The sequence below is a fragment of the Micromonospora sp. NPDC049645 genome (assembly GCF_040675155.1).
Classification (GTDB): Bacteria; Actinomycetota; Actinomycetes; order Mycobacteriales; family Micromonosporaceae; genus Micromonospora.
On record NZ_JBFAOI010000009.1, the window covers coordinates 205,615 to 221,081 of the forward strand.

Annotated in this window: 11 protein-coding genes; all 11 read left to right on the forward strand. The window is 70.6% G+C overall.

Features of this window, described 5'->3' with window-relative positions; genetic code table 11:
* The first annotated feature begins 10 nt into the window (after nt 1–10).
* On the forward strand, nt 11–316 hold the full coding sequence (locus AB0J33_RS21385; protein WP_363615758.1) for a hypothetical protein: 306 nt from the start codon (nt 11–13) through the stop codon (nt 314–316).
* Entirely contained in the window at nt 313–2,991 is a 2,679-nt protein-coding gene (gene alaS / locus AB0J33_RS21390; RefSeq protein ID WP_363615759.1) for an alanine--tRNA ligase, read from the forward strand. Before AB0J33_RS21385 ends, alaS begins: the two co-directional genes overlap by 4 nt.
* Nucleotides 2,992–3,063: 72 nt before the next feature.
* Nucleotides 3,064–3,522: a Holliday junction resolvase RuvX gene (gene ruvX, locus AB0J33_RS21395; RefSeq protein ID WP_363615760.1), complete on the forward strand. Its 459-nt coding sequence runs from the start codon at nt 3,064–3,066 to the stop codon at nt 3,520–3,522.
* Nucleotides 3,522–4,718 carry an endolytic transglycosylase MltG gene (gene mltG / locus AB0J33_RS21400; RefSeq protein ID WP_363615761.1) on the forward strand — a complete coding sequence of 399 codons (1,197 nt, stop codon included), beginning with the start codon at nt 3,522–3,524 and terminating at the stop codon, nt 4,716–4,718. Before ruvX ends, mltG begins: the two co-directional genes overlap by 1 nt.
* Complete coding sequence (locus tag AB0J33_RS21405; protein ID WP_363615762.1) at nt 4,718–5,545, forward strand: shikimate dehydrogenase; 828 nt, start codon at nt 4,718–4,720, stop codon at nt 5,543–5,545. Before mltG ends, AB0J33_RS21405 begins: the two co-directional genes overlap by 1 nt.
* Nucleotides 5,546–5,718: 173 nt before the next feature.
* Entirely contained in the window at nt 5,719–7,419 is a 1,701-nt protein-coding gene (locus AB0J33_RS21410; protein ID WP_363615763.1) for a glycoside hydrolase, read from the forward strand.
* Nucleotides 7,420–7,781: 362 nt separating this feature from the next.
* Nucleotides 7,782–8,612 carry a phosphatase PAP2 family protein gene (locus AB0J33_RS21415; protein ID WP_363615764.1) on the forward strand — a complete coding sequence of 277 codons (831 nt, stop codon included), beginning with the start codon at nt 7,782–7,784 and terminating at the stop codon, nt 8,610–8,612.
* Between the two features lie 237 nt (nt 8,613–8,849).
* Entirely contained in the window at nt 8,850–10,769 is a 1,920-nt protein-coding gene (locus AB0J33_RS21420; protein WP_363615765.1) for a hypothetical protein, read from the forward strand.
* 151 nt (nt 10,770–10,920) lie between these two features.
* Nucleotides 10,921–12,531: a lipopolysaccharide biosynthesis protein gene (locus tag AB0J33_RS21425; RefSeq protein WP_363615766.1), complete on the forward strand. Its 1,611-nt coding sequence runs from the start codon at nt 10,921–10,923 to the stop codon at nt 12,529–12,531.
* Between the two features lie 20 nt (nt 12,532–12,551).
* On the forward strand, nt 12,552–13,874 hold the full coding sequence (locus tag AB0J33_RS21430) for an O-antigen ligase family protein (protein WP_363615843.1): 1,323 nt from the start codon (nt 12,552–12,554) through the stop codon (nt 13,872–13,874).
* Complete coding sequence (locus AB0J33_RS21435; protein ID WP_363615767.1) at nt 13,871–15,463, forward strand: polysaccharide biosynthesis C-terminal domain-containing protein; 1,593 nt, start codon at nt 13,871–13,873, stop codon at nt 15,461–15,463. Before AB0J33_RS21430 ends, AB0J33_RS21435 begins: the two co-directional genes overlap by 4 nt.
* Nucleotides 15,464–15,467 lie beyond the last annotated feature (4 nt).

A 15,467-nucleotide genomic window follows, 5' to 3' on the forward strand; every position in this document is an offset into this window, starting at 1 on the left:
GTAGCGAGACATGAGGCGCTTGTTCTGGCTCGGTATCGGGGTGGCCGTCGGTGTGGTCGTGGTCCGCAAGGCGACCCGGACCGCGCAGGCCTACACGCCGGCCGGCATCGCCAGCTCCCTGACCGAATCCGCTGGCGGGCTGGTCGAGTCGCTGCGTAGTTTCGTGGAGGACGTCCGGGCCGGGATGGCCGAACGCGAGCAGGAGATCCACCAGGCGTTCGCCCAGGGCGAGGCGTTCGACGATCAGTTCGCCGAGCTGCGGGAAGACCCGCGCATCGGCGATCGAGACATCTTTCCGGAGGAACACCAGCGATGAAGACGGCGGAGATCAAGCGGCGGTACCTCGCGCACTTCGAGGCGAATGGCCACACCGTGGTGCCGTCCGCTCCGCTGCCCGCCATCAGCGACCCGAACCTGCTGTTCGTCAACGCCGGCATGGTGCAGTTCGTGCCGTACTTCCTCGGTCAGCAGACTCCCGCGTACCAGCGGGCGGTCAGCGTGCAGAAGTGCCTGCGCACCCCGGACATCGACGAGGTCGGCAAGACCAGCCGGCACGGCACGTTCTTCCAGATGAACGGCAACTTCTCCTTCGGCGACTACTTCAAGGCCGGGGCGATCCCCCTCGCGTGGGATCTGGTCACCAAGTCGCAGGCGGACGGCGGGTTCGGGCTGGACGCGGACCGCGTCTGGCCGACGGTGTACCTCGACGACGACGAGGCGTACGAGATCTGGCGCTCGGTGGGGGTTCCCGCCGAGCGGATCGTCCGCCGGGGCAAGGCGGACAACTTCTGGTCGATGGGCATTCCCGGGCCGTGCGGTCCGTGCTCCGAGTTGTTCTACGACCGGGGCCCGGAGTACGGCCGGGAGGGCGGCCCGGCGGTCGACGAGGACCGCTACATGGAGTTCTGGAACCTCGTCTTCATGCAGTTCGAGCGGGGTCCGGGCACGACCAAGGACGACTACCCGATCCTGGGTGACCTACCGGCGAAGAACATCGACACCGGCATGGGCCTGGAGCGGATGGCCTCGATCCTGCAGGGCGTCGACAACCTCTACGAGATCGACGAGGTCCGGCCGATCCTGACCCGGGCGGCGGAGCTGACCGGCAAGCGGTACGGCGCGCACTCCGGGCACGTGGCGAGCGAGTCGCACCCCGACGACGTCCGACTGCGGGTGATCGCCGACCACGTGCGGACGGCGCTGATGCTGATCGGCGACGGCGTGACCCCGAGCAACGAGGGTCGCGGGTACGTGCTGCGTCGGATCATGCGGCGGGCGATCCGGTCGGTCCGGCTGCTGGGCTGGCAGGACCGGGCGCTGCCCGAGTTGCTGCCGGTGGCCCGGGACTGCATGGCGCCGTCGTACCCGGAGCTGGCCACCGACTTCGACCGGATCGCGGACTACGCGTACGCGGAGGAGGAGGCGTTCCTGTCCACCCTGCGTGCCGGCACGACGATCCTGGACACCGCGATCGCCGAGACCCGCACCGCGGGTGGTTCCGCGTTGTCCGGAGCGAAGGCGTTCCAGCTGCACGACACGTACGGCTTCCCGATCGATCTGACCCTGGAGATCGCCGCCGAGCAGGGCCTCACGGTCGACGACGAGGGTTTCCGCCGGCTGATGGCCGACCAGCGGACCCGGGCGAAGGCGGACGCGCAGGCCCGCAAGACGGGCCACGTGGACCTGTCGGCGTACCGGTCGGTGTTGGACGCGGGCGGCCCGGTGACGTTCACCGGGTACAGCGAGGTGTCCCGTGAGTCGACGGTGCGGGCGCTGCTCGGCGTCGACGGCCCCCGTCAGGCGGCGACCGAGGGCGACACCATCGAGCTGGTGCTGGACACCACCCCGTTCTACGCCGAGGGCGGTGGCCAGCAGCCTGACCAGGGCATGATCACGGTCGGTGGCGGGCAGGTCGAGGTGCTCGACGTGCAGCAGCCGGTGCCGGGCCTGATCGTGCACCGCGCCCGGGTGATCCGGGGTGAGGTGCGCGCCGGTGAGGCCGGTTTCGCCGAGATCGACACGACCCGACGTCGGGCGATCTCCCGGTCGCACACCGCCACCCACCTGGTGCACCAGACCATGCGGAACTTCCTCGGCGAGTCGGCCACGCAGGCGGGGTCGTTGAACGCGCCCGGCCGGCTCCGGTTCGACTTCAACACCCCGACCGGGGTGTCGCCGAGCGTCCTGCGCGACGTGGAGCAGCAGGTCAACGAGGTGCTGTTGGCCGACCTGGAGGTGCACGCCTTCATCACCTCGCTGGACGAGGCGCGGCGGATCGGGGCGATGGCGCTCTTCGGCGAGAAGTACGGCGAGGAGGTGCGGGTCGTCGAGGTGGGTGACTATGCCCGGGAGCTGTGTGGCGGGACGCACGTGGCCCGCTCGGCCCAGCTCGGCCTCGTGAAGATCCTCTCGGAGTCGTCGATCGGTTCCGGTGTCCGCCGGGTCGAGGCGCTGGTCGGGATGGACGCCTTCGGCTTCCTGGCCAAGGAGCACCTGCTGGTCTCTCGGCTCGCCGAGCTGTACCGGGTGCCCAACGACCAGGTCGCCGACCGGGTGGAGCAGACCGTCACCCAGCTTCGGGATGCCGAGAAGGAGTTGGAGAAGCTGCGCGCCCAGCTGGTGCTGGGCGGTGCGGCGGCGCTCGCGGCGCAGGCCAAGGACGTGCGCGGGGTCGCGTACGTGGGCACCGAGGCGCCGGAGGGCGCGGCCGGCAACGACGTGCGCACCCTGGCGCAGGAGATCCGCGGCAAGATCGACCCGGCGCGGCCGGCGGTGGTCGCGGTGGCGGCTCGGTCGAACGGTAAGGCGTCCCTGGTAGTGGCGGTCAACGCGGCGGCGCGGAGCCGGGGGCTGGCCGCGTCGGATCTGGTGAAGGCGGCCTTCTCCGGGCGCGGCGGTGGCAGCCCCGACCTGGCCCAGGGCGGCGGTCTGCCCGCGGCCGAGGCGCCGAACCTGCTGCTCACCGTCGAGAAAGCGATCACTGAGGCGTAATGGTTCATCACTGTCAGTCAGGGCGGGCCGTATGGTCCGCCCTGGCTCGTACCCGGCCGGTGGTGACCGTCGGTGGCTGAGCTGATGCGCGGTGTGCGGATCGGGGTGGATGTCGGTCAGGTGCGGGTGGGCGTTTCCCGCTCGGACCCGGACGGGATCCTGGCAACGCCGCTGGTCACCCTGGCCCGTGATCTGACGGCGGCGCCGGACGCGGTGCCGAGCGACCTCGCCGAGCTGGCCGCGCTGGTGGCCGAACACGAAGCCGTCGGGGTTGTCGTCGGTCTTCCGGTCAACCTCGCCGGCAAACACGGCCCTGCGGCCGTCCATGTGAAGGCGTACGCTGACCGACTGGTCGATGTGATAGCGCCTGTCCCGGTAACGCTCACTGACGAGAGGATGTCGACCGTGGTGGCTTCTCGTAGGCTTGCCGAGCGTGGCGTCCGAGGTAAACGTCAACGTGCGGTTGTCGATCAGGCGGCCGCGGTGGAGATCCTGCAGAGCTGGCTGGACGCGCAGCGGAGGCGGACGTAATGATCGACGATCTGGACCTTGGGTTCGATGAGCCGGAGCGGGGGGAGAAGGGCCGGCACCGGCGTGGCTTCCGCAAGCGCAACGGCAAGTCCGGTGGCGGCCGGGGCAAGACATTCCTGGCCCTGCTGATGGCCCTGGTCCTCTTGGGCGGCATCGGCGGCGTCGCGTTCTACGGCTTCGACCGCATCCAGAACTACTTCGTCACCCCCGACTACGACGGCACCGGCACCGGTGAGATCACCGTCGAGATCAAGAACGGCGCGCTGCTCGCCGACATGGCCGACGCCCTGGTGGCGGCCGACGTGGTGAAGAGCCAGAAGGCTTTCGTCGAGGCGGCCGAGGCCAACGCGCGCAGCAAGAACATCCAGCCGGGCACGTACAAGCTGCGTCAGCGGATGAGCGGCGCGAACGCCGTGACCGCGATGCTCGACCTGAAGAACAAGATCGTCAACGGGTTGACCATCCCCGAGGGTCGTACCAGCTTCAACATCTACAAGCTGCTCTCCGAGAAGACCAAGATCCCGGTCAAGGACTTCCAGACCGCCGCGAAGGACCCGGAGGGGCTCGGCGTCCCGGACTGGTGGTTCAAGCGCGCCGACGGCAAGAAGAGCGTCAAGTCCGTCGAGGGCTTCCTCTTCCCGGACACCTACGAGATCCCACCGAAGTCCACCGCCGAGAGCATCCTCAAGCTGATGGTGAACCGCTTCCTCTCGGTGACCGGGGAGATGAAGTTCGCCGACCGGGTGCAGGAGGAACGGGGCGGCGTCAGCCCGTACGAGGCGCTGATCGTGGCCTCGTTGGCCCAGGCCGAGGCCGGCAACAAGGACGACCTCGGCAAGGTCGCCCGGGTGGCCTACAACCGGGCGTACGGCGAGTTCTTCTGCAACTGCCTGGAGATGGACGTCACGGTCAACTACTACCTGGAGTCGATCGGCAAGCCGACCAAGTCGTCCAAGCAGATGACGGCGGCCGAGTTGGACGACCCGAAGAACCCCTACAACCGCAAGCTGCGCGGCATGATCCCCACGCCGATCAACAACCCGGGCAAGCAGGCCCTGGAAGGTGCGATGGATCCGCCGCCGGGCAAGTGGCTCTACTTCGTGGCGATCGACAAGCAGGGCCACTCGGAGTTCGCCGAGACGTACGAGCAGCACCAGCGCAACGAGGCCAAGGCTCGGGAGGCTGGGATCATCTGATGTCGCTTCGACGGCGGGCCGCGGTGCTGGGCAAGCCGATCGCGCACTCCCTCTCCCCGGTGATCCACACCGCTGGCTACGCCGCCGCCGGGCTGACCGGGTGGTCGTACACCCGGATCGAGTGCGCGGCGGCGGAGCTGCCGGATCTGGTCGCCGGCCTGGGCCCGGAGTGGGCCGGGTTGTCGGTGACCATGCCGGGCAAGGAGGCGGCGCTCGCCGTGGCTGACGCCGCGTCGCCGGTCGCCGCCGCCGTGGGTGCGGCCAACACGTTGGTACGCCGACCGGACGGCTCCTGGTACGCGGACAACACCGACGTCGCCGGCATGGTGCGGGTGCTCACCGAGGCCGGGGTGAGCGCCGGTGCCGCCGTGACGGTCCTCGGCGCCGGTGGCACGGCCCGCGCCGCGCTCGCCGCCGCCGCGCAGCTGGCGTGCTCGTCGGTGACGGTGGTGGCCCGCCGGCCGGAGGCGGTCGACGAGCTGCGACCGGTGGCCGACGCGTTGGCTGTCGCGTTGACGCCCGCCGGTTGGGCGGACGCCCCCCGGTGCCTCTCCACCGCGGACGTGGTCGTCTCCACCGTGCCGAAGGGGGTCGCCGATCCGCTGGCCGACGCGGTGACCTGGCGACCGGACACGGTTCTCTTCGACGCGTTGTACGACCCCTGGCCGACGCCACTGGCGACGGCAGCCGACCGGGCCGGCTGCCGGATCGTCTCCGGTCTCGATCTGCTGCTGGCCCAGGCGATCGGGCAGTTTGAGCAGTTCACCGGGGTCACCGCGCCGAGGGCGGCGATGGCCGCCGCGCTGACCGCCGCGCGCGCTGGTTGACCCGCCTCATCGGACGGTGCCCTCGTGCCGGACGCGGAACCGGCCTCCGCGTGGCCCGCACGACTTTCTTAGCTGACGGTTAAGACGCGCTTACGGAAAACTGTCCTTCCGGCGACATGCCCTGGTCGTCGATACGCTGCTCACCGTTACGGCCGCAGACACAGGGAGTTTCCTTGACCAGGCACGGACTGCACCGCATCACCAAGCTCCGCAACGGCCCTCGGCGCAAGGCGATTGCCATCGGCGTGGTCGGTGGTTCGGTGGTGGCCGGCATCGTGGCGACGATGATGCCGCTGCTCGCCAGCGACGACCTGTCGATCACGGCGGCGGCGGACACCACCGCGACCGCGGTGCCGCAGGACGGTGACAACGCGGCCAAGACGACCCTCGCGACCTGCGCGACGCGCTGCGACGGCAACCCGCGCGGTGGCCGCGAGGCGGTCATCGAGTTCGCGGTGACCACGGTGCCGGCCGCCGCGGTGAACATCCGGGCGACGCTGCGGGTGCACGCCTGGCAGCGGTTCGCCGCCACGGTCACGGCGCACGCCTCGCCGTTGAGCGCCCGCGAGTCGCGGCCTCCGCTGACGCCGGCCGGCGCCGCGCTGGACAGCGTGACCAGCGTGTCTCAGGGCTTCAACGAGTGGGACATCTCCAAGCTGGTCACCGGCAACGGCACCTGGACGGTCTCGCTGGCCCAGAGCGGCCTGGAGAGCCGCATCTACTGGGCGTCGGCGGAGAACCGCAACCCGGACCTGCGGCCCAGCCTGCTGATCAGCTACGACCTCGGGGCCCGGCCGTCGCCGGTGACGACCACCCGGCCGGCGCCGCCGCCGAGCGCGCCACCGACCACCGCCGCGCCGAAGCCGTCGCCGACCGTCGCGCCGAGCAGGACGCCGACCCCGAGCGCCAGTGGCACCCTGCCGACCGGCAAGTGTGGGTCCGTCTCGGACAAGCTCGTCCCGTCCTGCGGCGCCTGGTGGGGCATGTACTCGCCGACGGTGGCGGCCGGCGGCTGGGACCACGGCAAGGCCGTCACCGACGTGGAGTCGCAGGTCGGGCGCAAGTTCGACATCGTGCACCGCTACCACGACTTCTCCAACTACGGCAGTAACGGCGCCTTCCCCGACACGTACGAACAGCAGCAGATGCGCGAAGGCCGGTTGATGTTCTTCGCCTGGGAGTCCCGGGACTTCTCCGCCGGCACCACGCTGAAGTGGTCGGATGTCTACGGCGGGCGGCAGGACGAGACCATCGACGCGGTCGCGGGCCGGATCCGCGCCGCCGGTGTGCCGGTGTTCATCGGCTTCGACCACGAGCCGGAGGACGAGCCCAACAAGGGCAGCGACGCCGACTTCGTCCGGGCCTGGCGTTACGTCCACGACCGGTTCGCCAGCGCCGGCGCGACCAACGCGGTCTGGGTCTGGACGATGATGGGCTGGTCCGGGCACTACTCGCGGTACGCCGGCCTGTACCCCGGTGACCAGTACGTCGACTGGGTGGCCTACGACCCGTACAACTTCCACGTCTGCAACGGCAGCACGGTGTGGAAGAGCCCGAGCACGACGATCGGTGGCTTCTACCGGTGGCTGGACGAGAACGGCCTCGGCGCCGGCAAGCCCCGGATGCTCGCCGAGTTCGGCACCAACTTCAATTCCGCCGACCTGGGCGCGAAACAGCGCTGGTTCCAGGAGTTCCCGGCGGCGCTGAAGGCGCACCCGAAGATCAAGGCGGCCATCTACTTCAACTCCGCCGGCATGACCAGCCGCACGCCGACCTGCGACATGACGATGAACCACGACGCCTCGGCGGTGGCCGGCTTCTCGAAGGCCGGGCAGGACCCCTACCTGCGGCAACCCACCGGAGGTAACCGCTGACGGTCGTTCGGGTGGGTGGCAGCTCGCGGCGTCCGGTGAGGTGGTGCTGCCGCCCGTTCCCGGCTCTGTCGCAATTCTGACCCGACCGCGTCGGGAAGCTCGGCCCTGGCGTAACTCCCGCACTTGCCCGGGGTCGCGACGCGGGGATGACGGAGAGTGGACAGATCGGCGGCTATCGCGCGGCGTCCAAGTCCCCTAACGTGTCACCTCGAATGCCATGTGGTGGTACCAGCCGGCCCTGAAATGGGTCGTTGCTCGGTGCTGGGGTGAGGGGGACCAATGACGTCGGCGGACATCAGGTGGCCGTGTGCCACGGACGTGGCGGGGTCAGCCGCCGGTCGACCGGATGGCGGTGTCCCGCTGTGGTCCTGATCTACGCTCTCGGGGCGTTGTCGGTGCTGGTGCCGGCGTTCCTGGTCCCGGTGCTGGCGACCCGGTGGGCGCCGGCAGTGCGGGAGAGCCGGGCGGCCGACCGGCTGCGCGTCGCGGTGGCCGGGCTCACCGAGGCTTTCGGCCGGTTGGGGGCCGCCCTGGTCGTGCTGCTCGCCGGGTCCGCGGCAGTGGTGGCGATCTGCTGGCCCCTCGGTGAGCTGCTGTCCAAACTGGAGCCGTCCGTCGACCATGCCGTCTTCGACTACGTGCACGCCCGGCGGGTCGACGTGTGGGCCGACATCAACTCGTTCGTCACCGCGATCGGCGACCGGTACCCGCTCAAGTGGGTGACGGTGGTCGCGGCCATCGGCTTCGCCATCGCCTGGCGACGTCGCCGGTGGTGGATTCCGCTGGTCGCGATGCCGTTGCAGTTCGTCATCGAGCAGTACACCCAGCAGATCCTGGCGCTGACGGTCAACCGTGGTCACCCACCGACGGACCTCGGCACCTACCCGTCCGGTGGCTGCGCCCGGGTCATGCTCACCTTCGGCACCATCGCGGTGCTGGCCGGGCTGACCTGGAAGATCCCGAGGCGCGGCCGAATTGCCATGGCGACCGCGCTGGCCGTGTTGGTCTGCGTGGAGGGATACACCCGGCTCTATGCCGAGCGGCACTGGTTCACCGACGTGATCGGCGGCTGGATCTTCGCCATCCTGTTGCTCGGCGTGATGGTGCTGACCGTCCTGGTGGCCGAGGGTCGCGTGCGTCCACCCGTTCGGTCCGTCGACGAGATGCCCGTCGAGGTCACGAGCGCCATCTGACCGGTCTTGTGCAGCACTGTCCAGGACGGTGTGTCGAGGTGGGCCTGACACCCGATACGGAAGCCGTCCGTCGCCGTCGCGCGGGGCTGGTGACAGCCCAATCGGCGGATATCGCAAATCATGATCGACGAGGCACGCTACGCGGGTTCTCGTCCAGCTTGGAGGCGCAGCGTGCCCAAAGTTCCGCTCTCTCGGTCGTCCGCCGGATTCCGCATTCGGGTGGCCGCGGTCGGTCTGATGACCGCCGCCACGGTGTTGATCGCCCCCTCTGCCGCCTCGGCCGCCGTGGTGCCGGCTCCTGAGACGGCGACCCTGGTGTCGACCAATCCCGCCGACAACACCCCGCACGGGCGCGACGGCGAGACCCGCGCCTTCGCGCAGGTCGGCTCGCAGGTGTACGTGGGCGGCAGCTTCACCCAGATCCGACAGAACGCCAGCACCGCGTGGGTCACGCAGAGCTACCTGTTCGCGTACGACCGGACCACCGGGACCATCTCGACCACGTTCCTGCCGGTGCTCGACGGTGCGGTCAACACCCTGCTCGCCGGCCCGAACGGCACGCTCATCGTCGGCGGCGCGTTCAAGACCGTCAACGGCGTCTCCCGGAAGAACCTGGTGGCGTTGGATCCCACGACCGGGGAGACCATCGGCAGTTGGGTCGGCCGCTCCGACGGCGGCATGGTCCGGGACATGGTGCTGCGCGGCAACTGGCTCTACGTGGCCGGCGCGTTCAACTGGTTGAACGGTACCGCGCATTCCGGTCTGGGCCGCCTCAACGCCACCACCGGCGCGATCGACCCGAACTTCAACGTCAACGCCACGGTGGGGCGGCACGGCACCGGCTCGTACGGCTGGACGATCGATGTCACCCCGGACGGGCAGACGATGATCGCCGGCGGCAACTTCACCCTGGTGAACGGCCTCTCCCGCAACCAGATGGTGATGATCGACCTGTCCGGCACGCCCACGGTGCTGGACTGGAGCACGGAGAAGTTCGCGCCGCCGTGCGCCGCGCCGGAGACCTTCGTGCACTACGTGCAGGATCTGAAGTTCGGCCCGGACGGCAGCTGGTTCGTTGTCGGCACCAACGGCGGCGCCGGTTGGCCGGCGGCCTACTGTGACGCACTTATCCGGTTCGAGACCGCGGACCGGGGCAGCGGCAAGCTGGGCACCTGGGTCAACTACACGGGCAACGACACCATCACCTCCGTGGAGGTGGCGGACAACAACATCTACCTCGGCGGTCACTTCCGCTGGTTGAACAACCCCAACGCCAGCGACGCCGCCGGCAACGGCGCCATCGACCGCCTCGGCATCGCCGCCGTCACCCCGGCGACCGGCCTGCCGGTCGCCTGGAACCCCGGCCGTCGGGGCAGCGCGTCCATGCCGGCGGGCACCAGCACCTGGGGCTCTCAGGTCCCCGTGCTCTGGCGGGGCAGCGACGGGCTCTACTTCGGGCACAACTCCGACGGAATGGGCAGCGAGTACCACGGCCGGCTCGGCATGTTCCCGCTTGCCGGCGGTCGCACCTTCGCCCCGAAGAACCCGCCGACGGCGGCGACCGGCTACCTCTACCTGGGCACCGGCGACGGTCAGCTGGCCAAGGCGTCGTTCGACGGCGCGACGGTCGGCGCCCCCACGACGGTCAGCCAGCCCGAGTACACCAACGCCGGAGCGACGTGGCGGGTCAGCGACCGCATCTACTGGGCGCACACGGTGGCCGGCACCCCCACCGGCAGCCGGCTCGACGTCTCGATGTTCAACGGCGGCGCCATCGGCGTCCCCTGGGAGTCGTCGGGTTTCAACGACTGGTTCAACGCCGCGAGCCTGACCGGTGCGTTCTACCTGAACGGCCGGCTCTACTACACCCGCAGTGGCGCCAACGCCCTCTACTACCGCTACTTCGAGATCGACGGCAACTACCTGGGCGCCACCGAGTTCACCCTGCCCACCACGGCGGTCACCTGGTCGTCCGTGCGCGGCATGGCCTGGGTCAACGGCCGGATCGTGCACGGCGCGACGGACGGTACGCTGCGGAGCGTGTCGTTCGACCCCACCGCCGACCTGGCGGTCGACGGCGCGACCAGCACGACGATCGCACCGGCGGGCGGCGGGCTGACCTGGTCCACGCCGCGAATGTTCTTCTCGGTGCAGTGACGGCAGGCCCGGTCGTCACGGACAATCGATAGATCACGATCGGGCCGGCGGCGGACCACGTCGCCGGCCCGAAGCGTCACAAGGGGATGTACGAGCCTGCCGCCGCAGGAGTCGATACGTCTTGGCAACTAAGAACAGACGGTGAAGTTTCATGGCTGATGCACCTCCCGGTTCCTGGCCCGCCGACGCCGTCGGCGGTGGGGGCACGCCGGCCCGTACCGTCACCCTGACGGACCTGCTCCGCGTCCCGCTGCACCGGATCCGGCTGGTGGGAGCGGTCGCCGCGTTCGGCTTCCTGGCCGCGCTCGGCTACGTCTTCCTCATGCCGGGCGCGGTCACCGCGAGCGCCGTGGTGGCGGTACGCCCGGTCGTCACCGACGCGTTCACCCCGAGCGGCGCCGCCGCGGACCGGGCGGTGAACATGAACGTGGAGAGCGGCATCGCCACCGGAACCGAGGTGGTGCAGCGGCTCGCGGCGGAGGGTCGGGATCAGCGCGACGTGCGCGACGCCCTGGAGGTGGAGGTACCGACCGGCGGGCAGATCCTGCGTTTCTCCTACACCGACCGCTCCACCGACGACGCGGTCCGCAACGCCAACCTCGCCGCGCAGACCTACCTCGACGTGCGCCGGGCGATGTACGAGAAGCAGCGGGCCGAGATGCTCAAGCGGTACGACGAGAGCATCCTGGACGTCGAGAAGCAGCGCGACGCCCTGCAACGGCGGATCGCGGGCGCGAAGGACGGCTCGTTGGACGCCGCCATCGCCGAGTTGGGCGGCACGAACAACCAGCTGACCCAGTTGAAGTCGTCCCGTACGGAGATCGCGGCGGTCGACGTCAACCCGGGCTGGATCACGCAGAGCGCGGAGAACGTCCTGGTGTCCTCCAGCGGGCACATTCTGCTCTACGTGCTGGCCGGGCTGCTCGGCGGCGCACTGCTGGGCGTGGTGCTGGCGTACGCCTGGGAGTCCGCGGACCGCCGGGTCCGCTCGGTTCACGACGGACGTGACGTCACCGGCCTGCCGCTGCTCGGTACGGTGCGCGGCCGGCGGGTTCGCGGCCGGCGGAAGGCGGTGGACGCCGACATCCGGTACGCGGCGATGGCCATCGCCGAACGGGTCCGCGAGCCGGCCCGGGTGGCGCTGCTGACCACCCGCGAGGACCAGACCGCCATCACCGCGGGTCTGGCGGTGGCGCTCGCCGCGACCGGCCGTGACGTCTACGTGGCCGACGACAGTGGCCGCCTCGACCAGCTCCGGGCCGCGGTGCTGGCGGACCGCGAGCAACTGCCCGCGGCGGCCAACCCGGCACGCCCGTTCGTCCCGAAGCCCCGGGCTGCCGATTCGGCCAGCGGGACCGACGCCACCGAGCCGATCCCGACCCGTCGGCCCTCGCCGTACCCGGTCGGCAGTTTCCCGTCGGGAGACCCGGACGCCACCATGACCCTGCCGCGAGCGAGCCTGAGCCCGGCGTCGAACGACATGAACATGGTCGGGAACAGCGCGGAGAAGGTGACCGTGGGCGCGGGCGGGGTGCGGTTCGGCACGTGGCGCCAGCGCACCGCCACCGGCGTCGTGCTCTTCAACGCGCCCCCCTCCGAGGCCGACGAGCGTGGCGTGGCGGCGGCTCGGCAGGGCACCGCGGTCGTGGTGGTGGAACAGGACAGGACCCGTCAGGTCGACCTGCGTCGGCTCACGGAGCGCCTGCTCGCGGCCGGCGTCACCCCGCTTGGTTTCGTCCTCACCCGTAGCGGGCGGGGCTGACGGTGTCCGTCGCTGTTGCCCTGGCCAGCAGCGAGCCGGACGGGTGGGGGACGTCGGTCCGCTCCGCGCCACCACCACCCCGGCTGCCACGGTGGCCGCTGCTGATCATGTTCGGTCTGGTGCCGGTGTGGTGGTTGGCCGGTGCGTTCTACCTGATCTGGCCGCTGTTCGGCGCGGTGCTGGTGGCGTTGCTGATCATTCGGGGGCGGGTGTCGCTGCCCCCGGCCACCGGCACCTGGTTGCTGTTTCTCGCCCTGGTGCTGCTCAGCGCCACCCAGCTGCCCTCACCGGTCTCGCTGCTGCCCTTCGGTCTGCGGCTGGGCTTCTACGTCACCGCACTCGTGCTCGGCGTGTACGTGTACGTGTACGTGCGTGAGCGAGCCGACGTGGCGGGCGCGCTGGTGCCGATCTGCGCGTTCTGGATCGGTCTGGTGGCGCTGGGGTGGCTGGGGGTGCTGGCGCCGCGGTTCGCGCTGACCACCCCGGTGGAGATCCTGCTGCCCGCGGGTGTGGCCAACCACCCGTACATGCAGGACCTGGTGCACGGCACGGCCACCGAATACAGCAAGTTCTCGCTCACCCCGATCTACCGGCCGGCGGCGCCGTTCCCCTACACCAACAACTACGGCAGCGCGTACGCGATGACGTTGCCCTGCGTCGTGGCCTTCACCATGTTGTGCCGTCGCGGGATCCTCCGCTGGGTGCTGCTGGTGTCGTTGCCGTTGTCGCTGGTGCCGGCCTTCCTCACCCTGAACCGGACCATGTTCGCGAGCCTGGGTGTGGGTCTGGCCGTGCTCGGCGTCCGAGCCGCGGTGCGCGGGAACGTCCGGGTGGGCGCGTCCGTCGTCGGGGTTCTGATCATCGGCGGGTTGACCAGCCTGTTGATCCCGGTCGCCGAGTTGATCAGCAATCGGGTCGAGTCGAGCGACACGAACACGGACCGGTTCTCCCTCTACGCCGAGGTCCTCCGTCGTATCGCGGACTCGCCGTGGCTCGGGTACGGCGCTCCGGTCAGCGTGGACACGGTCACCGCCGAGGTGCCGGTCGGCACCCAGGGGCAGCTCTGGATGGTGTTGTTCAGTCACGGCGTACCGGCGTTGCTCTGCTTCCTCGCCTGGTTCGTGATCGTCACGGTGAAGAGCGCCCGGGCCCGTTCGGCGCCCGGCCAGTGGCTGGCGGTGATCCCGGTGATCTGCCTGGTGCAGATCCCGTTCTACGGCATGGCCGACCCCACCACGACGATCGCGTACTTCGGGGTCGCCGTCGCGATGGCGCTCGCCGAGCGGGAGGCGGGGGCCGGTCCGAAGCACCCCCTCCGCAAGCCCGAGGCGTTGGCGGCATGACCGCCGGGACCCGCCCCACCGCCGGCACCGGCGCATCCGGTGCCGACGGCACGGCCGAGGCGCGGCGCAGCGCCCGCACCGGCCTCGCGGGGCTTGCCGGGGCCGCGACCAACGGGCTCTTCGGTTTCCTGCTCGCGGTGGTGATCACCCGTGGCTACGGCACGGTCGGCTCGGGTGCGTTCTTCGCGGCGATCGGGGTGGTCACGGTGACCGCCGCCATCTGCACCCTGGGTGCGGAGACGGGGCTCATCTGGACGCTTCCGCGCCGGCGACCCGGTCGAGGAGGCGACGCGGCACGGGTGCTCCCGGTGGCGTTGTTGCCTCCGCTGGTGGCCGCCGTCGCCGTCGCCGTCTGCGGGGTTCTCGCCGCGGACACGCTCGCGCCCCGGCTGTTGGACGCGTCGGGCGGTACCGGGACGACCCTGCTCGCGGTCAGCTTCGCCACGGTGCCACTGGTGGTGGTGATGACGCTCCTGCTGGCGGTGCTGCGCTGCGTGCGTCCGATCCGGGCGTACGTCGGCGTGCAGTCCGTGCTGGTGCCGGTCGCCCGGCCGGTGCTGGTCGGCGCGGCGGCCCTCACCAGCGGCGGGGTGCTGATCGGCATGATCGGCTGGGTGGTGCCGGTGGCGATCGCCGTTCTGGCCTGCCTGGTGTTGGTGACCGGGCCGCTGGGCATCGGCCGGGGCGCGACGGTGCGCCCCGAGCGGGCCGACTGGTCGGCGTTCTGGCGTTTCGCGCTGCCCCGCGCGGCCTCCGCCGCGATCGACGCCAGCGCCGTCTGGGTGGGCGTCCTGCTCACCTCGGTGCTCGCCGGGCAGGCCGACGCCGGCGTGTTCGGGGCGGTCGGCCGGTACATCCTGGCCGGGCAACTGGCCATGCAGGGTTTGCGGGTGGCGGTGTCGCCCCAACTGTCCCGGCTGCTCGGCTCCGGCGAGCGGGTTGCCGCCGCGACCGTGCACCGGCAGATGACCACCTGGGCGCTGGTGTTGTCGTGGCCGGTCTACCTCCTGCTCGCGGTGTTCGGGTTGGCGTTCCTGCAACTGTTCGGGCCCGGCTTCACCGCGGGAGCCACGGCGATAACCGTGCTCGCCCTGGCCATGCTGGTCAACACCGGTGTGGGAAACGTGCAGACCCTGCTGCTGATGAGCGGTCGCAGTGGCCTGCACCTGGCCGCGACGGTGGCCGGGCTGGTGGTCACCGTCTCCCTCGGACTGTGGTTGATCCCGCGGCACGGGGTGACGGGTGCCGCCCTGGCCTGGGCGGCCGGCATCGCTACCGAAAACCTGATCTCCTTCGTCTGCGCCCGGGTGGTGATCGGCCAGCCGCTTGTCGACGCGGCGCTGGCGCGGGCGGCGGCGGCGGTCGTCGTCGGGGTGGGGATCGCGGCGCTGGCCGGTGTCCTCAGCGGCGGTCGGGGGATCGCCGGCCTGGTGGTGGCGCTGATCGTGCTGGTCGCCGGCTGCGTCGGCTTGTTGACGGTGCCCGGGGTACGACGGCGTATCCGGGTGACCATGGGGCAGTTCCGTCGCGGTCGGACGGCGGCGCCGGTCGCCGCCGACGCCGCCGCGACGTCGACGAAGGGCAGGTGAGGAC